The sequence below is a fragment of the Paenibacillus sp. Paensp38 genome (genome assembly GCF_059491915.1).
In genome coordinates, this window is record NZ_CP168516.1 from 139,447 (window position 1) to 158,407 (window position 18,961).

Consider the following 18,961-nt stretch of genomic DNA (forward strand, 5'->3'; position numbering starts at 1 on the left):
TAAGTACTACAATTATATACAAGAAATGAAAATCAGGATTAAAATATTCTATTAAGGGGGGAAATGACGATTTTGAAATGGGATAGACTCAGGAAGCGGAGCCACTACATGTTTATACCATTTTATTCTTTTGGTATAATAGTCAATTAATTTTTGAAGAGGAGGCCTTACTTTGAAAAAATTAGGTATGGTATGTAAAATAGCTCTGATACTTGTATTCTTATTGCCTTTAACACCGGTCTTTGGCCAACATATAGATGCATGGTCAGGTATGCCTATGGGAAAGCTCCATGTCAGGGGCAATCAATTGGTGAACAGCAGCGGAAAACCTGTTGTTTTAAGTGGCTGGCATCAGCCGTCGGGGGCATACTGGACCTATCAAAATAGTAATTATTATCTCAATTTAAATGGTAACAATCGTCATGCAGCAATTTTGGCTTATTTGAAGGATATCACTGACACCTTTGCAGACACCAGACCGAAGTATGGAAGCAACCACGGCTGGTATATGAATCAGGTCCGATTGTTTATTGACCGCCAGGATATGGGAGATGTGGCCGCAGGGTCATACAATTTCTCAGGTTTACAAGCAGCTACACAAAATGTGATTATTCCATACATCAATTATGCAAAAACAAAGGGCATTTATGTTACCCTTGGTCTTGATTTCACTTTGGCTAACGACCAGGCTACAACACAATCCAATCTGGACAAATTCAATCAAATATGGGGGTATCTTGCCTCGCAGCCGGCTATTAATAGCGCGGATAACGTCATGTTTGAACTGATCAACGAGCCTATTAAGTCATATGCGAATGGGCATTGGGGAGGCTATCCTGGTGAAAATGATTTTGTTGACCATTGGAATGATCTGAGAAGATTCCAAAACTCTATCATTTCCACGATTCGAAGTAAAGGAGCGGATAATGTCATCTGGGCTGCAGGACTTGGATACAACCAATTTTACAGCCCGGCGGCAAAACACCCGCTGATAGATCCATTGAACAACTACGGCTATGCTGTCCACTGGTATCCGGGCTACGGAGCGCATGATAACAAGGACAAGCTACAATCGCAATGGGATTCCAACATTAAGGCGGCAGCTCAAGCCTATCCAATAAATATCACAGAATTTACCTGGTTCAAAACACAGCCCGGCGACTCAGAGTACTGGAACTTGTTTAATGGCTCTAATGATGGATTTGGGAAAAACACGAAGTCCATTTTTACAGCAGCCGGTAATGTCAGCATGACCGCACACATGAATGGCTTTCTGCTGGAAGCTGGAGCAAGGAGTTCATTTGCGGACCCAACAGCCGGGTTAAAGTGGGATGGCGATAACCGACGTCAGGCGATGGCCCGCTTCTTGTTTGACTGGTACTATGAGCGTGCACGGACCTATCCGAGAGCACTACTCCAGAACAGTGAATCAGCAACGGATGATGTGCCTGTGGCTGCACCGACTGATGTGCTTACAGATACATACATTAATGCACCGACGGACGCACAATCAGAATGATGTTAATACTTTCAGCTACCGACAGCCTTTCCAATTGGATAGGCTGTCGTATTATCTTATAGAAATGACTAGTGTAAGATTGACGGCCATTATGAGGCCTTCCGTTATGTAAAGTTGTTGAAACGATGAGGAGAGAGTATAGTTTGTATGTATTTATTTTGTACGGGAAGAGGTTCATATGGCGACAATTCATGATGTAGCATTAAAAGCGGGCGTGTCGGTCACTACCGTATCTCGTGTAATGAATAATCGGGGATATATCAGCGAAACTACACGCAAAAAAGTGTTCGACGCAATGGAGGAACTTAATTATCAACCAAATGAAATAGCACGATCTCTGCTACGTAAGCAGTCCAATATTATTGGCCTTATTATTCCTAATGTCTCGCATCCTTTCTTCAGTGAGCTTGCCAATCAGGTGGAGTATTACGCCTATCAGCATGGCTGCAAGGTCCTGCTGTGCAATTCACATATGGATCCCGTGAAAGAGAAAGTGTATATTGATATGTTGAAGCGGAACCGGGTGGATGGCATCATTATGGGTAGCCATACATTAGAAGTAGAAGAGTACCGACATTTGAATTCACCGATCGTGACGTTTGATAGGCAGATTGACCCGTATATTCCTTACATATCCTCGGATAATTATCGCGGAGGCGAGCTGGCTACGGAGCTGCTCATTCGCAAAGGCTGCCGGAAAATTGCCCATATCTGCGGAAATCTGGAGCTGAACATGCTGTCCAATGAGCGGACCAAAGCATTCCGGGATGTGGTGGGTAAGCATAATGTCCAGCATGTGATTGTTCAAACAGACTTGAATGTGTTCGACCAGAAGGAGTACGAGCGGATCATTTCAAAACTCGTTTATGAACATCCAGATGTGGATGGGGTGTTCGCAACAAGTGATATTATTGCTGCTTTCGCGCTGAAGGAATATATTCGCGCTGGAAGGCATGTGCCAGAGAATGTGCGTATTGTAGGCTTCGATGATGTAAGCGTTGCTTCCTGGCTGACGCCAGAACTTACATCGGTAAGACAGCCGATTGCAGAGATCGGCAGGCTGGCGGTCGAGCTGATCCGCAGGCAGGCGGAGGGGGAGCAGGTACAACCTGTCAATCTGTTGCCTGTTGAACTAATTGAGCGTGCAACGACCTGAATGAAAATCTGTTCCTCTAACAAGGGGAACAGATTTTTTTTAGTACATGCTAAGGGAATAACATGTCAAACGATTGACACAGGTTAAACCTTTGACATATAATCCGTTTGTAAGCGTTTTATTTAAGTGTTCAGAGCCATTATATAAATAAGGGGATGACAACAGTGAGTAAATTCAAAAGAGTTCAATGGATGGTAATGCTGCTTCTTTTAGTTATGGTGGTGTCTGCATGTGGTGGCTCCGGTGGAGAAGGTAATTCGGCTTCTGGAGGGGGATCAGGGGATTCGAAAAATGTGAAGATTACGCTTTTGAACTCCAAAGGCGAAATCCTTCCACAGCTGGAGGAAGCCGCTAAGGCCTTCCAGAAAGACAATCCGGGTATTACTGTTGAAATCCAGCCGGTTCCGACTGGTGGGTCGCCTTTTGAGCGTGCCTCCGCTTTGTACGCATCCGGAAACCCGCCGACCATGATCATGCTAGATACAGGTGATGTGGAGAAGTTCAAGGACCGTATCCTCGATCTGAGCGGAGAAAAGTGGAATAAGGACACAGTTGAAAACGCTACCACAGCTACGACGGTTGACGGCAAAAATTATGCGTTTCCGCTGGCTGTTGAAGGCTACGGATTCATTTACAACAAAGCCGTTGTAGATAAAGCGGTAGGCGGAAGCTTTGATCCTACCACAATTAAAACCCGAAATGACCTTGAAAAACTGTTTCAGCAAATTGAGGCATCTGGTAAGAAAGCATTGGTGATTTCACCAATGGACTGGTCTCTGGGCGCTCATTATTTGCCTCTTGCTTATGCAGGCCAGAACAAAGACATGGCTGAAGTGGACAAATTCATGGCGTCACTAAAAACGGGCCAGGCTAGCTTGGCTAATAATCCTGTATTTAACGGACTTATGGATACATTCGACCTCATGATGAAATACAACATCGATCAGGCTTCTCCGCTAGCAGGAGCTTATGAACGCGGACCGGAGCTGCTCGGCAAAGGTGAAGTTGGCATTTGGTTCATGGGCAACTGGGCATGGCCGCAAATCAACAGTTTTGATACGGCTAACAAAGAATATGGTTTCTTGCCTGTACCCATCAGTAACAATGCCGATGACTACGGCAATCAGGAGATTTCGTCCGCTGTATCCAAGCGCATTGTTATTGACAAGGAGAAGACTACTCCGGAACAGCAAGATGCGGCGAAGAAGTTCCTGAACTGGATCGTATATGATGAGAAAGGCCAGGATTTCCTGGTGAACCAAGCGAACATTATCCCGGCGTTCAAAAATATTACACTGCCTGCGGCCGACCCGCTTGGCAAGTCCATCCAGGATTATATTGCAAAAGGCAAGTCAGAGCAGTCGATGAGCATGCTGCCTGCGGACCACTGGTCTAAGACAGGGTCTTCCATGCAAAAGTATCTGGCGAAACAGGGAGATCGTGCAACACTGGTTAAAGAAATCGAAAACTACTGGAAAACCGTTAAATAAGGTTGTTTTCAAATTACCTGGAATAGAGAGAGAAACCCGAAACAAAGGAAGGGATCATCATGATTACGGAAAAAGGAGTATGGAACCGGCTGCGGACGCGGCTACTGTTTACGGGCCCAACCTTGTTTGCCTTCATAACGGTAATGATTATTCCATTTTTGTATGGCATCTATCTGACGTTCACAAACTGGGATGGTATTTCCACCACACTATCGCTGGTAGGCATCCAAAACTATCTGGCTGTTTTTAGAGATATCGAGTTTTGGAAGTCATTCGGCTTGACGCTCAAGTATGTGTTTTATACCGTTGTTCTTATCAATGTGATCGCTTTTATGCTGGCTTATGTGCTGACTAAAGGGTTAAAAGGGCAGAGTATTTTCCGGGCAGGATTTTTCCTGCCCAACCTTGTCGGGGGCATTGTACTCGGTTTTATCTGGCAGTTTATATTCAACAACGTGCTTGTCTATTTGGGACAACATGCCAGTATACAGTCGCTCAGCACGACTTGGCTGGCTGATCCCGACAAAGCGTTCTGGGCACTCGTGATTGTAACGGTGTGGCAGAACGCGGGTTACATGATGGTCATTTACATCGCGGGATTGACGGGTGTGCCGAATGATATTATGGAGGCCGCAAGCATTGATGGGGCAAACAGCTGGACCAGACTGCGGAAAATGGTATTGCCCTTGATGGTTCCTTCTTTCATCGTATGTATATTTTTGTCCCTGCAACGCGGATTTATGGTCTATGACGTGAACCTTGCGCTCACGAAAGGTGGGCCGTTCAGCAGTACTCAAATGGTGTCGATGCATGTGTATGAAAAGGCATTCCTTTCCCGTGATTATGGTGTGGGGCAAGCAGAAGCATTCGTGTTGTTCCTGATGGTTGCTCTCATCACTCTGCTTCAGGTTTATTTTAGTAAGAAGTTGGAGGTGGAGGCGTAATGACAAGAAAAAGAGTTGCTTCCTCCGTAATCAAATTCATTGTGCTGACAGTCATACTCATATTGTTCATCGTACCGTTCGTCTTTCTGCTGATCAATTCGTTCAAAGAAAACATGGCCATCACCTCAAATCCGTTATCGCTTCCAGAGAGCTTCAGTATGGTCAATTATATGAATGCATTTGATAAAATGAATTACATCGCTGCCTTCACCAACTCATTGGTCATAACGGTGTTAAGCGTTCTGTTTATATCGCTGTTTGCGGCGATGACGGCTCATTATTTTGTCAGAAACAACACCAAGTTCAACCAATATACATTTATGCTGATGGTTGCATCCATGATCATTCCATTCCAGGCTATCATGATTCCATTGGTGAAAATCTACGGGTCACTTGATCTGCTGAACAGTAAGTGGTCGCTGATTTATATGTATATCGGTTTTGGTAGCTCGCTGGCCGTCTTCATTTATCATGGTTTCGTAAAGAGTATTCCAAAAGAACTGGAGGAAGCGGCGCTAATTGACGGCTGCACGCGGGTTCAAACATTCTTCCGGATCGTGTTTCCGGTACTGATGCCCACGACTGCCACCATTTCCATTCTCAATGTGCTGTGGATCTGGAATGATTTTCTGCTGCCTTCCCTCATTCTGGTCGATCCGGAGCAAAGGACACTTCCGTTGTCCACGTATAACTTTTATGGAACCTATACAGTGGATTATGGTCCATTGATGGCAAGTTTGGTACTGACGATATTTCCGATCATTATCATCTATCTGTTCGCCCAGAAGTATATTATTCAGGGTGTTATGCAAGGTTCGATTAAATAATTGTAGGAGTAGGATGCCTTATCAAACAGACTAGAACGTATACGAGAGAGCGTGCAGATCAATTTATTTCCCAATCGAAGCATATGCTTCGGCCGGATTATCGGCTGAACTACCATTTAATGGCTGAATTCGGCTGGATGAATGATCCGAACGGCTTCATTCAATATAACGGGCAGTATCACTTGTTCTATCAACATTACCCGTATAAATCAGTATGGGGACCGATGCACTGGGGACATGCAGTCAGCCGCGATCTTATGAAGTGGGATTATCTACCGGTCGCTTTGGCACCGGACGGCGAGTTCGACCAGGATGGCTGCTTCTCTGGCAGTGCGATAGAGCAGGACGGGAAGCTTGTCCTGATGTATACCGGACATGTTGTAACCGGGCCTGACAAGGATCAGGATTACAAGCAGTCACAAGGGATTGCAGTATCGGAGGACGGGGTGACATTCGAAAAGTGGGAGGGCAATCCGGTCATCGGTTATGACGCCGTACCGGACACGATCAGCCGTAAAGACTTCCGTGACCCTAAGGTGTTCAGGCACGAAGATCAATATTACGCCGTTCTTGGTTCTAATGATGCCCAAGGGAACGGACTTGTACTGCTTTATCGTTCTGAAGACCTGAAAAGCTGGACGTATGTCAATGTACTAGCCGTGAGTGACGGACGTTTCGGCGATAATTGGGAGTGTCCGGATTTGTTCCCGCTTGGCGGTCGGCACGTATTTATGCTGTCTCCACAGCGCATGCCCCCTCAGGGAGAAGCATACCGCAATCTGCATTCCACCATGTACGGTATAGGTGATTTCAATGCGGAGGCTGGAACATTTACGGCAGAGCGGTATGCTCAGGTAGATCACGGATTCGATTTCTATGCCCCGCAGTCAACCTTGGATGATAAAGGGCGGCGAATCGTCATCGGATGGATGGATATGTGGGAGTCGGAGATGCCGACCCAGCAAGGGCACCATTGGGCGGGTGCAATGAGTCTTCCGCGGGAAGCGGTTATCGACCACGACAGATTGCTGTTCCGTCCGCTTGAAGAGGTGGAAAATTACCGATCCAATCTGTTCGAACAGCGGGATATCTTGCTGACAGGCGAGCAGATCATGGAAACGTTCGGAGATAGCTACGAACTGAAGGCGGTATTTGAGTTCGAAGCCAGTAACACCAATGAATTCGGCTTGAAGCTGCGAGTGGGCGACGAAGAGGAGACTGTACTCTCGTATCGTCCCGATGACGGTCTGTTCCGTTTTAACCGTGAGCGTGCAGGTATAGGCCCGGGCGGAGAGAGAAGAGTGCCTTTAAACTTAAACGAGGGCCGTCTGGAGCTTCGGATTTTTGTCGATAAAAGCTCGGTGGAAATATTCATCGGCGACGGTGAATACGTCCTCACAGGAAGAGTGTATCCGGGAGCAGAATCTACAGGCATTCGAGCGTTCACGAGCGGAAAGTGTACGATGGCTTCGTTTCAGAAGTGGGATATCTCCACATAGAAATGCATGATAAACAGGAACCCGACCCTTGATGGTCAGGGCTCCTGTTTTTTTGTAGAATTGTAATCGTGTGATTTACACAAGCTTATTTTGAAGATAGGCATCAATTTTTGCGAGGGCTTCTTCTGTACCGCCAGATTGCTGGAAGCTATCATTTATTTTTTGTACGCCCTCTTTATACGTTGCGTTCGACAGTACCTCATGTACGGCATCTCTTAACGATTGTATATTGATGTGGTCTTTGGTTATGCGATAGCCAGCTTGAAGTTCTGTTAACCGCTGCGCGACCATGGGCTGATCCTTGTCCTGCGGCAGTACAACCAAGGGTACGTTAAAGTGAATTCCTTCATTTACACTATTCATTCCACCATGAGTAATAAACACATCTGAATGACGTAATACCTCCAATTGGGGAACATAGGGCGAGATGATAAAGTGCTCTGGCGCCGGATTGATTTTCGTAAAGTCAGCTTTCTCGCCAGCTGCAATCACGACGATACCTTCAAAATCGGAAAAAGCTTCAATACAGGTGTTAAAAAAGTCTTCAGTATGGTCCAGAACAGTTCCCATCGAAATATACAAAACCTTTTTATCCTCTAGTCTGTCCAGTGGAAATGAATTTTCCCCTTTACGTTCTGGAAAGCTGGGACCAATAAAGAGATTCTCGTCACCATACTGTTCACCGTCTGGTTGGAAATATCGACTGGTATATACAACATTCAAAGCCCCTGTATTGCTCATAAATTGAACCATATTTTCGGGAGCAACACCGAACCTTTCTTTCATGAGCTGCAGTGAGGTCGTGGCATGTTCATCAAGTTGAAACGGCTCTTTTTCATTAAAGCGAAAGAGATTGGTAGCCATCCGATTCTGTGAAATCAGAAAAGATGGGGAGGAAGCAATACCAGGGATTTTCAAATAGTCTCTAACTAACTCGCCAGCTCCGAATCTATCATAGAATACAAAGTCAAAATCAATGCTTTTAGACAGTTGCTGAGTAATTGCTAATATGTCCAGCGAAGTCTGAATATGAATTTTCATAAATGCACTCAACCCATCCGGAGTATTGGAATCAATAGAAGCGGTCCTGACCAGATCAGAATGCAGGTGAACCTTCGCTCCAACTGCTTCGAGTCTGTCCTTGTATTTCTCAGTTGTAATGTAATGTACTTGGTCCCCTCGTGCTGCAAAGGCTTGCGTCATCCCAATCGTAGGGTTCACATGTCCTTCTGCCGGAAAGTTAACCATTAATATGTTTAACATTCATCATTACTCCTTTTCTCTACAATTAAGATTGCAGTTTTCACTGAATCTCTCAATCCATAATAACAATAATATTTATTTTTTCAAATGATATCCTTTCAAGATCGTGAAACACATGTTGGCATGAAATATGTATAACAAATATTTACCTCGTGCATAGTAAGGGGGAACTCTACTTAGCAAGGGAGGTTTTTTCTAAGTGAATGTTCAAAGAGCGCAAGAAATAGCGTCTTCTTCCATAATGGCGAATGTGTTGTGTGATGGGCTACCCATTTATATTCAGCATGTGAATGAACAGCGTGAGACGGCACGGATCTATGCGCTGAACAACCCGGAAGAAGAACGGGAAGTGCCTTTGTACGCGTTAACAGAACGAGATCAGACCCTTGAATAGAAAGGAGCGACGTGAAAAATGAAACCGAACCAACAGAAAGAGATTGAGGCAGATCGTTTGAACTTTCGTGATCAGACGGATGATGTGGTCAGAGAAGTACCGGCCACAACGGATGCCAGCGAAGCTGTTGCAGCAATGACTTCACATATCAATAAATACGATGTACCAGATGAGTTGGAAGAAGAATAGTAAGTGGTCAAGCGCGCACAGGATAACCTGCTGCGTGCTTTTTATATGACGCATAACTTGGATGGTATCAAACAAAAAGTATTCAATGCCCAAACGTACAAGTGAAGCTGCCCATGTGTACGTTTTTTTCTTTTCGTTTTTTTGTAAAATAATATATAAATGATTTCTGTTCAAACTAAATGGACTAGGCCGTCATAGTGCCATTATCTCTATTAAGTCGAAAAGCCGAATTTAGAATTGTAGGAGGGAATTATGAACGATGAATTCAATGTACAGGTCCAGAATGTAGATCCGGAAATAAGTGAAAGTGAAGGTGAATTTGAGAAGAAAGATATTTCAAAAGTATTAACTATAATATGGATTTTTATAATTTATAGTGAGTCTGTCATTCTTCAACATTTGTCTAGTGGTCTAAATCTGCTGCAAAGTGTCTTATTTACTGTAATCGTCATATTACACATCCTCTTGTACTTGCATGCTCAAAGAGTTGCAAAATATTTTTCATGGGCTTATTTTGTTGTGCAAGGGGGATTGATCTTTTCAAGTGCATTTCTTCTACCTGACAGTTTCTCCATTGTGCTGGTTGGGTTAATGCCAATTTTGGTGGGTCAGAGTATAGGTATTTATTACAAGCCGCTTAAGGTCATTCTTGTATTTTTGATTTCCTATGTACTTTTTTGTGTGGCTGTAGTCTGGCATAATGATGGCAGGCAATTTGTATTGTTCATCCCGCTATTTTTTCTCATTGCAGTTGTTATAGTAGCTTATGCCATTCTTTTTCTCAAACAAGTTCAAGCACGAATCCGAACGCAAAACGTTCTTAAAGAACTTGAAATCGCACATCAAAAGGTCGAAGAACTTACAATCGCTAACGAACGACAACGTATGGCCCGTGATCTTCATGATACGCTGGCGCAGGGACTTGCTGGGCTAATCATGCAACTTGAAGCCATTGATGCTCATCTGACAAAAGGAAGTACGCAAAGAGCTCAGGAGATCGTCCAACAATCGATGTCACAAGTGCGAAGAACATTGTCTGATTCAAGGCGAGCTATAGACAATCTGCGTTCAAAAACCATCTCGGAAGTTGATTTTGCAGAAGCCGTGGAGGAAGAAATACAGCGATTCACAATGGCTACGAGCATTCGTGTAATCCGCAACATCAAAATTAAAGCTTCGGTTCCCAGACTGGTGTTCGAACATGGATTGTTTATTATAAGCGAGTGTTTAACCAACGTAGCGAAGCATTCACATGCGAATACTGTATGGATAAGTATTTTGGATAACGAAGGCAAGATTGAAATCGAGATTCGTGATGATGGAAAAGGATTTGATACGGATATTATTGCCAAGCAAACAGGGCATTACGGAATAATAGGTATACATGAACGTGTACGGATGCTGGGTGGAAAAATCAATATCAGCAGTATATTTCAAGAAGGTACGGCTATAAAAATAGAGGCGCCTCTTACTAAAGGAGACCTATTATGAAATACAAGGTTTTAATCGTCGATGATCATTGGGTAGTTAGAGAAGGATTAAAGCTGGTGCTGGAGACCCATGACAGCTATGAAGTGATTGGTGAGGCTGGAGAAGGTGTAACGGCTCTTAAATTGATCGAAGAACTTCAGCCGGATGTCATCCTGTTGGATTTATATATGCCGCAAATGAGTGGTTTGGAAACCATGAAGGCCCTCAGAGAAAAACAAAATGAAACGCCAGTCATTATCCTGACGACCTATAACGAAGATGATTTAATGATTAAAGGACTCTCTTTGGGAGCAAAAGGATATTTGTTGAAAGATACCAGTCGGGAAAACCTATTTCGCACGATTGAGTCTGCGCTAAGGGGTGAAACGCTGCTTCAGCCAGAAATAACAGCAAGGGTATTTGCTGCCACGAATAAGAGAGAAGCTGAGGCAAAGTCACATGAAAGAAACTTAGTTCTGACTGATAAGGAAAGACATATATTAAAGTCTGTTGCACATGGTTTTAAAAGTAAGGAAATTGCGTTTGATATGGGAATTTCCGAGCGTACCGTAAAGGCACATTTAACGAATATTTATAACAAGCTTGGTGTTGATTCCAGATCTGAAGCCGTTGCTGTTTCGTTGGAACGTGGTATTTTACAGCTTTAGAAATAATAACTGAAAATATGTTATTTATTTGCCCAGTCGTACATAAGGTGCTTGCCCCTTTGTACGATTTTTTTGTTTGTTCATTGTTATAACATGAAAAAAGGATGAAAAAGTTTACTTGACCCACGGGTTGCTGATAGCACCTTTAGAAGAGAGAATCAGGGAGGATGACATGAAGTTGAAGAAAAAAGGAATTAGGATAATGATTGCAGGGGTTGCATTAGCTATCGTAGCTTCCGGTTGCTCCAGTGCAACGGAGAACTCTGTAACAGAAGCCAGTCACCCGGTGAAAGTGGAGAAACTTGCAATGAAACCTTTGGCCAATGATTTTAATTTGGCGGGGACATTGCAGGCAAGTAATGAGGCCAATGTTTCCTTTGAAGCGGATGGACGTATATTGAGCACTATGGTTGAGGTTGGGGATTCAGTAGAAAAAGGGAGTGTCCTTGCGAAGCTAGATACATCCAATTACCAGTTGCAGCTGGATCGGGCAAAGGCAACCATGGAAAAGGCAAAGGCTGGTGTTAGCCAAGCGGAGGCTTCTGTCCAATCGGCACAGGCGGGCATTCATAGTTCGCAATCCCAGGTCAATGCGGCCCAATCGAAATTGCAGGAATTGAACAATGGCGCCAAAAAGCAGGAGATAGCACAGTCTCAAAATGCGGTTACTGTAGCAACTAATAATTATAACAAGAAGAAAGCGGATGCCGCACGCTCCCAAAGTCTATTCCAGGCAGGTGCGGTATCTTTAACGGAAAATGAGAATGCGCAGCTGGAATTAGCAAACGCACAAAAAAGCTTAAGTGATGCGCAAGAGAAATTGTCTCTTTTGCTTGCAGGGGCATCCCAGGAACAGCGTGCCCAAGCTTCGGCCGGCGTAGATCAGGCCAGAGCAGGGCTGGAATCGGCTAGGGCTACTATACAACAAGGGCTAGCCAGTAAAGCTCAGGCACAGGCTACCTATGATGATGCATTGGCTGCTTATGAACAGTCATCCTTGTCACTGAAAAAAGCGACTTTAACCTCCCCGATCACTGGTGTTGTGATTGAAAAAAAGATATCTGATGGTCAACTGGGCTCCAGTGGAAGTGAGGCATTTGTTGTCGGAAATATCAAGACTTTAAAAGTACTCCTCCCCGTACCAGACAGTGAAATCTTATCGTGGAAGAAAAACCAAAAAGTTAATATATCTCTCTACGATGAAATGAGAACAGGAACCGTCACCCAGATCTATCCATCGACGAACTCCAAAACGGGAAGCATCAATGTGGAAGTTAGCATTCCCAATCCCGAACTGAATTGGAAACCTGGTCAAGTCATCAGCGCATCTAAAAGCATAAATCAAAACGAAGCGCTTTTAGTGCCCGTAGAGGCCGTAATTAGTACGGGAAATGATCCTTATGTCTTTAAAGCTGTAAATGGAAAAGCTGTCAAAACACCGATTAAACTGGGGAAAGTGACTAATAATCAGCTCGAAGTGGTCTCTGGGCTACAGGCAGGCGATCAAATCGTTACGCAAGGAGCAGGAACCTTATTTAATGGTGATTTACTTGGGAATGGTGTACCTGGGAAATCGGAGGAGTCGTCCGAATGATTAAATATATCGTTAAAAAGCAAAAAATTACACTCATTTTCTTCGCCATGTGCATTGTGCTAGGGCTCTACAATTTTACATCGTTACCTAAACAGGAGCAGCCTGATGTTATTCCCTTGTCAGCCAGTGTTACAACCATCTATCCAGGCGCTTCACCTGAAAGAATCGAGCAAACCATTACTAAGGTCATGGAACAGAAAATTAAAGCCGTACAAGGTGTCAAAACGATTTCTTCCACTTCATCTAAAGGCCAATCTAGTATAATAATAGATGCTTTTGAAGATGCGGACCCGACAAAGGTGTGGGCTGATCTTCGTACAAAGGTACAGGATGCACAGTCTGAGCTTCCAGCAGATGCGATGCAGCCCATTATTAATGATAGCATGACAAGCTCTTTCATTGGTTCATACGCGATTACTTCTGATAAAATTGAGAATTTATACGCGTTAAATGAATTGATGAACAAATGGAAAGATCAATTAAAAACGGTCTCGGGTGTTTCGCAAGTTAATATTCAAGGAATACCAGATCAAGAAGTACGAATTAGTTTAGACACACAAAAGATGCAACAATATAACATCTCCTGGGAGCAGGTTGTTCAAGCAATCAAAAATGAGAATGAGAGAGTTCCTACAGGAAGTATGGATTTCAATGAGCGTACTTATCAGCTGACGGTAAATGCCTCTACGGATCCATCTATCCTAAATAACGTCCAGATTTCAAGCAATGACGATGGATACCCGATATCTCTGAAGGATGTAGGGACAGCCTCACTTGTTTTTAAAAAAGCGACTAGTTATACGTATGTGAATAACAAGCCTGCTATTTCCATCAGTGTGAGTGGAGATACAGGCACAGACGTGCCAACGGTATCTAAAGCGACAACAGCCAAAATCAATGAACTTGTGAGCGGTTTGCCGAAGAATGTACATTTTGAACTACTTTTTGCGCAAAATGATCGAGTCGATGAAATGTTTGGAAACCTGACCAAAGAGATGATCATCGCTATTATATCGGTCATTGTTATATGTACATTAGGTTTGAATTTGCTGACTTCAGCATTTGTGGCCTTAGCCATTCCTGTTTCCATCGCCATTGGCTTTATCTTCTTGCCCACAACAGGAATCACGCTGAATCAAATTTCAGTCATCGGATTAATCATCGTATTAGGAATATTGGTTGATGATGCCGTCGTGGTCAATGACAACATTGAACGCCGACGCTCTGAATTTGGGGAAGATGCTACGGAGGCGGCCATTAAAGGGACGAAAGAGGTATCCTTATCGATCATTACAGCTACGCTAGCTACGGTTGCGGCATTTGCCCCGCTTTTATTCCTGCCGGGCACTATTGGTGACTTTATTAAACCGATACCTACCGTTATTTCGTTAACGATGCTGGCTTCCATGATTATGTCGTTAACAATTATTCCTATTTTCCGTCAATGGTACGATCAACGTCGTAAAGGAAAAGAGAGTAGTAAGACAGTTAAGCCACCTGGACTTCTGGGGAATCAAATACAATCTCTATCCAATGTGTACTCTAAAAACTGGATGCCTAGAATACTGCGACGTCCACTGTTAACAGCGCTTATTGGTCTTATGATGGGTACAGCAGCTTATGGACTACTTGCTGTTGTTCCCATTGAATTATTTCCGGATTCCGATCAAGCGGATGCCACGATTAGTGTAACGATGCCAGAAGGAACGTCGTTGCAGGCAACCAATCAAGTTGTAAACGAGATTGGGAGCTGGGTCAAAAAACAGCCAGAAACAGAGCGGCTGGCGGCAACGGCAGGTGGAGGAGCGCCTCAGCTGTATAGTGATGTTGCAGGCGGTCATGGCTCTGGGGGAGCGGTCAACGGCCAAATTGCTGTCGTTGGAAAAGAGGGGCTATTTGATCTCAAAAAAACAGTAGATAACTGGACCCATACGCTACAAGCTAAATATCCATCTGCATTAATCAGCATTCGTGTTCCCCAATTAGGTATTCCGGTCGGCAGTGCGGTGTCTATCCGTATTAAAGGAGAAGATATTGATAAGCTGCAAAACATGACAACTAAAGTCAAAGAAATGGTTGCGGGGACCCCCGGAGCTGTAGATGTGACCGATAATATGGGTATGCAAAGCTATAATCTGAATTTCCAAATCAATCAGCAAGCCTTGGATAAATATCAGGTTAGTTATTCCGATTTAACGCGTACTTTGCTATTAATGGGTGAAGGGGTGAATGTAACGGATTTTGATACGGGTAAGGAATTGCTTGATGTCAATATATACATGAACAAACCAAACCAAGATCCTGAGGTATTATTCCAACAATTAAGTGTGAACAATGCGGCACGGGAGCAAATACCTTTATCCCAATTAGCCACGATGAAACCGGACTTTTCCATCCAACAAATCCACCGTTATGATCTGGAACGGACGGTAACGATCTCAGCCAATGGTAACGGGCGTACGGCTACAGAACTCACTAATGATATCCGTAGCAAACTTACAAATACCCAGTTTGAACCAGGCTACACCTGGGAGATGGGAGGGGAAACATCTGCGCAGTCTGATATGTTTAAGGACTTGGGCAAATTAGCTGTTATTGTTATTTTCCTTATTCTCCTCTTGATCACCATGCAGTTTTACTCGGTGTCCACACCACTCATTATTATGACTACCGTTTATCTGGCAGCGGCAGGGGGAATCCTTGGAAGTTTTATTTCAGGGATGCCCATTGGATTCATGAGTATTATGGGGATCATTTCACTTGCTGGTATCGTCGTGCGTAACGGTATCGTGTTGATAGAGTTTATTGAAGATGCACGGCGTGAAGGCGCTGATTTAACAGACGCCATTCTAATGGCATGCTCTGCCCGTTTCCGTCCGATCTTGCTTACTTCGCTAACTGCGATTGTGGGTATGATTCCTATTGCCACAATAGGGGAGATCTTGTTCAAACCGTTGGCAACAACCATTATTTTCGGACTGATTTTTTCAACTATTTTAACATTGTTTGTAGTTCCGACGCTGTATATGGTCGTAGCTCATCTGAAGCTGAAACGGAAGCATAAGAAGCAAAAGGCTATAAATAGCGATAGTTCATTGAACTTGTAGGTAAATATATAATACAGGATCGTACATTAGGCGAGAGTCTTAATGTACGGTTTTTTTATTTCATTGACATAGTCCACAAAAATCTTTACTATAATTGTTGCAAAAGTCCACTAAATAGGGGGAGTTATGGTCAATATAGATGCTAATATCATAGCGGATATGAGGCGTTTTAATCGGTTCTATACGAATATACTGGGTGTTTTGGATAGACATGTGCTGGATAGCGGATATTCCTTTACCGAGGCCCGTGTCATTATAGAGATCGGGTTGATCGAGCCATGTATAGCGAATACTTTAGTCGAATCTCTTAAAATTGATCGCAGCTATATGAGTAGGATCATTGCTAAATTTTGCAAAGAGGGCTTTCTTGTTAAGGAAAATTCAACGTTGGATAATAGAACAAATCTGATTCGTTTGACTCCTAAAGGAAAGGCGTTCTTTAACCAACTGAATGAAAGGTCTGATGAACAAATTCTAAAATTAGTTCAAGGACTCTCAGAAGAAGAGATAAAAGAATTACATGCTTCTATGTTGTTAATTCAGAAGAAATTGGATAATTTGGAGAGGATACAGAATGATACGATTTGAATGCGACTATACCGAAGGTGCCCATGAGCGCATATTAAAGCGACTACTGGAGACGAATGATGAACAAACTCCAGGTTATGGTGTGGATGATCATTGTGAAAAAGCTAGAGCATATATTAAAGAAGCATGTGACTCCCCAAATGCGGATGTACACTTTTTGGTTGGAGGTACACAGACCAATACCACTGTTATTTCTTCTATTCTGCGTCCGCATCAAGGCGTCGTTGCGGCAGTGTCGGGACATGTTGCGGTTCATGAAACCGGAGCGATTGAAGCTGTTGGACATAAAATACTTACTTTGCCAAGCGGAGATGGGAAGATCCGGGCCGAGCAGGTACAAGATTTGTATGACGCTCACTGGAATGATGCCGCTCCTGAGCATAGTGTACAGCCCGGGATGGTTTATATTTCCCAACCTACTGAGAATGGAACGATCTATAGCAAAGCAGAGCTGGAAGCATTAAGTAGAGTCTGTCAAGAATGTGGTTTACCACTGTTCATAGATGGAGCCCGATTGGGCTATGGCTTGGTGGCCGAAGATAGCGATGCATCTTTAGCGGATATAGCACAGCTTTGCGATGTGTTTTATATTGGCGGGACAAAAATTGGAGCATTGATGGGAGAAGCCGTAGTCATTCTAAATGATACATTGAAAAAAGATTTCCGATATATGATCAAGCAAAAAGGGGGGCTGCTGGCTAAGGGAAGAATGTTGGGCATTCAATTCGAAACTTTGTTTGAAGACGGTTTATACGTTGAAATTTCCAAACACGCTATAGATATGGCAATGCTGCTTCAAAACGGATTATCTGAGCAAGGTTTTTCTTTTCAATACCGTTCTACAACCAATCAGCAGTTTCCGATTTTACCAGATCGTATACTAAAGGCATTGAGTGAAAAATATACTTACTCCTTTTGGGAAAAGGTTGATGGTACACATAGTGCAGTTCGATTCTGTACCAGTTGGGCTACGAAGAAAGAAAATGTTGAATTGCTGATTCAGGATATTAAAGCATTGCAATAATGGTCATAGAAAGAGTAATTTATAATTTTAAAGATGTAAAATGACTATGTAATAGCCATACTTCGGTGCACGCATTGCAGCGAAGTATGGTTTTTTTGTGCATTTTACTTATTCCAACGCGGCTTGTATTTAGTTCCATGAAAGAGCAAGTGGATATAAAAATGGAAAAACAAGACAAGAGCGGAGGTATAAAATTGGCGTCTAATTCTTTACACTGAATATCTACCGAACCTGCTTGCGGTACTGAAGAGGAGAGAGCCCAGTTATTTTTTTAAAGATTTTATTAAAGTGGGAAGCATGACCGAACCCGACATCCTCTGCAATATGCTGGATTTTGTCTTTGGTGGTTCGAAGTCTGGTTTGGGCCGCCCTGACCCGCACTACGCGGATGTATTCGCTGAAATGAAAACCAGTCAACTTTAGAAAGATACGGCTTAGGTAAGCTGGACTAATGAAAAAGCAGGCAGCCACTTGTTCGAGAGTTAACGGTTCATTGTAATGATCCTGAATAAAAGAAGAAATTTCCGTGATTTTCTGATGCATGGGATGAGAGGAGACAGGTTCACTACGCTCGATTGCTTCCGATCGGTGCACCAGGATAAGCATTTCCAGCAGTAAATGCTGTACGCAACGGTCATGCAGAGGCTGCTTATTCCTGCATTCGGTATTCATCTGTAGGAATAAACGTTCAACTTCCACTTGCTCTCTCGCAGGTAAGCGAAGTAACGCGGATCGCTGGTATGGCGGCAGGTCAAGAATGTCATGATCCTGCTGTGGGAGAAACGTCGGAGAAAAATGAATCAAAATGCGCTCTGTTTCCTGCAATTGCGTACTGGCGGTAGAGTGCAAGTCGTGAGGAAGGATGAATATCAGATCCCCCTTGCGAGCGGTGTATACCTTGCCATTCATAAAATAGATGCGTTCGCCTCGCAGTAAGAGATACAGCTCATAGTTCTCGTGGACATGGGGCCGGGGCATAACTGTGAAACCGGTACGATAGATGTGATGAATGGAGAATTGTTGTTCGCCAATGACATATTTATCTTCTTTCACTTCATTCATGTGCTTCTTCCTTTACAAATTAAGATAAGTAAGCGCATTCATACATCAACAGTATATATGACAACCTGCCAATGATAAAAGCAGAAAAGATTGATGAAAGGAGGTGAAGGCGCTTCTGAACGTCTCGGATCGTGTTTTTATAAAAATATGCGCTGATGTGGAAGAAA

The 18,961-nt window shown here is 43.5% G+C and carries 16 protein-coding genes; 14 read left to right on the top strand and 2 right to left on the bottom strand.

Annotated features, from left to right (window positions below):
• The first annotated feature begins 172 nt into the window (after positions 1 to 172).
• From ACEN8J_RS00615 to ACEN8J_RS00640, 6 genes are all read left to right on the top strand, one after another.
• Complete coding sequence (locus ACEN8J_RS00615) at positions 173 to 1,519, top strand: cellulase family glycosylhydrolase (RefSeq protein WP_318628121.1); 1,347 nt, start codon at positions 173 to 175, stop codon at positions 1,517 to 1,519.
• Positions 1,520 to 1,697: 178 nt separating this feature from the next.
• Complete coding sequence (locus ACEN8J_RS00620; RefSeq protein ID WP_069011602.1) at positions 1,698 to 2,675, top strand: LacI family DNA-binding transcriptional regulator; 978 nt, start codon at positions 1,698 to 1,700, stop codon at positions 2,673 to 2,675.
• A 164-nt stretch (positions 2,676 to 2,839) separates the two neighbouring features.
• Positions 2,840 to 4,165, top strand: a complete 1,326-nt coding sequence (locus tag ACEN8J_RS00625; protein WP_029519359.1) for an ABC transporter substrate-binding protein — start codon at positions 2,840 to 2,842, stop codon at positions 4,163 to 4,165.
• 59 nt (positions 4,166 to 4,224) lie between these two features.
• Positions 4,225 to 5,109 (top strand): carbohydrate ABC transporter permease, encoded by an 885-nt coding sequence (locus tag ACEN8J_RS00630; RefSeq protein WP_029519358.1) that lies wholly within the window; start codon positions 4,225 to 4,227, stop codon positions 5,107 to 5,109.
• Positions 5,109 to 5,936: a carbohydrate ABC transporter permease gene (locus ACEN8J_RS00635; RefSeq protein WP_029519357.1), complete on the top strand. Its 828-nt coding sequence runs from the start codon at positions 5,109 to 5,111 to the stop codon at positions 5,934 to 5,936. The genes ACEN8J_RS00630 and ACEN8J_RS00635 overlap by 1 nt, the downstream gene beginning before the upstream one ends.
• Positions 5,937 to 6,019: 83 nt before the next feature.
• Positions 6,020 to 7,435, top strand: coding sequence for a glycoside hydrolase family 32 protein (locus tag ACEN8J_RS00640; RefSeq protein ID WP_029519355.1), 1,416 nt, complete (start codon positions 6,020 to 6,022; stop codon positions 7,433 to 7,435).
• 75 nt (positions 7,436 to 7,510) lie between these two features.
• On the opposite strand, the gene ACEN8J_RS00645 is transcribed toward ACEN8J_RS00640, so the two are convergent.
• Positions 7,511 to 8,698 carry a macrolide family glycosyltransferase gene (locus ACEN8J_RS00645; RefSeq protein ID WP_483595801.1) on the bottom strand — a complete coding sequence of 396 codons (1,188 nt, stop codon included), beginning with the start codon at positions 8,696 to 8,698 and terminating at the stop codon, positions 7,511 to 7,513.
• Between the two features lie 199 nt (positions 8,699 to 8,897).
• Here ACEN8J_RS00645 and ACEN8J_RS00650 point away from each other — a divergent pair, with 199 nt between their 5' ends.
• The 8 genes from ACEN8J_RS00650 to ACEN8J_RS00685 all read left to right on the top strand — a co-directional run bounded on the left by ACEN8J_RS00650 (position 8,898) and on the right by ACEN8J_RS00685 (position 17,732).
• Positions 8,898 to 9,092, top strand: coding sequence for an H-type small acid-soluble spore protein (locus ACEN8J_RS00650; RefSeq protein WP_016820419.1), 195 nt, complete (start codon positions 8,898 to 8,900; stop codon positions 9,090 to 9,092).
• Between the two features lie 18 nt (positions 9,093 to 9,110).
• Positions 9,111 to 9,281 (top strand): hypothetical protein, encoded by a 171-nt coding sequence (locus ACEN8J_RS00655; protein WP_013373210.1) that lies wholly within the window; start codon positions 9,111 to 9,113, stop codon positions 9,279 to 9,281.
• A gap of 252 nt (positions 9,282 to 9,533) precedes the next feature.
• Entirely contained in the window at positions 9,534 to 10,772 is a 1,239-nt protein-coding gene (locus ACEN8J_RS00660; protein ID WP_029519353.1) for a sensor histidine kinase, read from the top strand.
• Entirely contained in the window at positions 10,769 to 11,419 is a 651-nt protein-coding gene (locus ACEN8J_RS00665) for a response regulator (RefSeq protein WP_029519352.1), read from the top strand. Before ACEN8J_RS00660 ends, ACEN8J_RS00665 begins: the two co-directional genes overlap by 4 nt.
• A gap of 172 nt (positions 11,420 to 11,591) precedes the next feature.
• The gene (locus tag ACEN8J_RS00670; RefSeq protein WP_029519351.1) at positions 11,592 to 13,013 is read left to right on the top strand and encodes an efflux RND transporter periplasmic adaptor subunit; all 1,422 of its coding nucleotides are present in this window, start codon (positions 11,592 to 11,594) and stop codon (positions 13,011 to 13,013) included.
• Positions 13,010 to 16,120: an efflux RND transporter permease subunit gene (locus tag ACEN8J_RS00675; protein ID WP_495594152.1), complete on the top strand. Its 3,111-nt coding sequence runs from the start codon at positions 13,010 to 13,012 to the stop codon at positions 16,118 to 16,120. Before ACEN8J_RS00670 ends, ACEN8J_RS00675 begins: the two co-directional genes overlap by 4 nt.
• Before the next feature lie 126 nt (positions 16,121 to 16,246).
• Positions 16,247 to 16,708, top strand: coding sequence for a MarR family winged helix-turn-helix transcriptional regulator (locus ACEN8J_RS00680; RefSeq protein WP_029519349.1), 462 nt, complete (start codon positions 16,247 to 16,249; stop codon positions 16,706 to 16,708).
• The gene (locus ACEN8J_RS00685) at positions 16,695 to 17,732 is read left to right on the top strand and encodes a threonine aldolase family protein (protein WP_495594154.1); all 1,038 of its coding nucleotides are present in this window, start codon (positions 16,695 to 16,697) and stop codon (positions 17,730 to 17,732) included. Before ACEN8J_RS00680 ends, ACEN8J_RS00685 begins: the two co-directional genes overlap by 14 nt.
• Positions 17,733 to 17,954: 222 nt before the next feature.
• Here the strand turns inward: ACEN8J_RS00685 and ACEN8J_RS00690 are convergent, their stop codons facing one another.
• Positions 17,955 to 18,794, bottom strand: coding sequence for a helix-turn-helix transcriptional regulator (locus ACEN8J_RS00690; protein ID WP_495594155.1), 840 nt, complete (start codon positions 18,792 to 18,794; stop codon positions 17,955 to 17,957).
• Between the last annotated feature and the right edge of the window lie 167 nt (positions 18,795 to 18,961).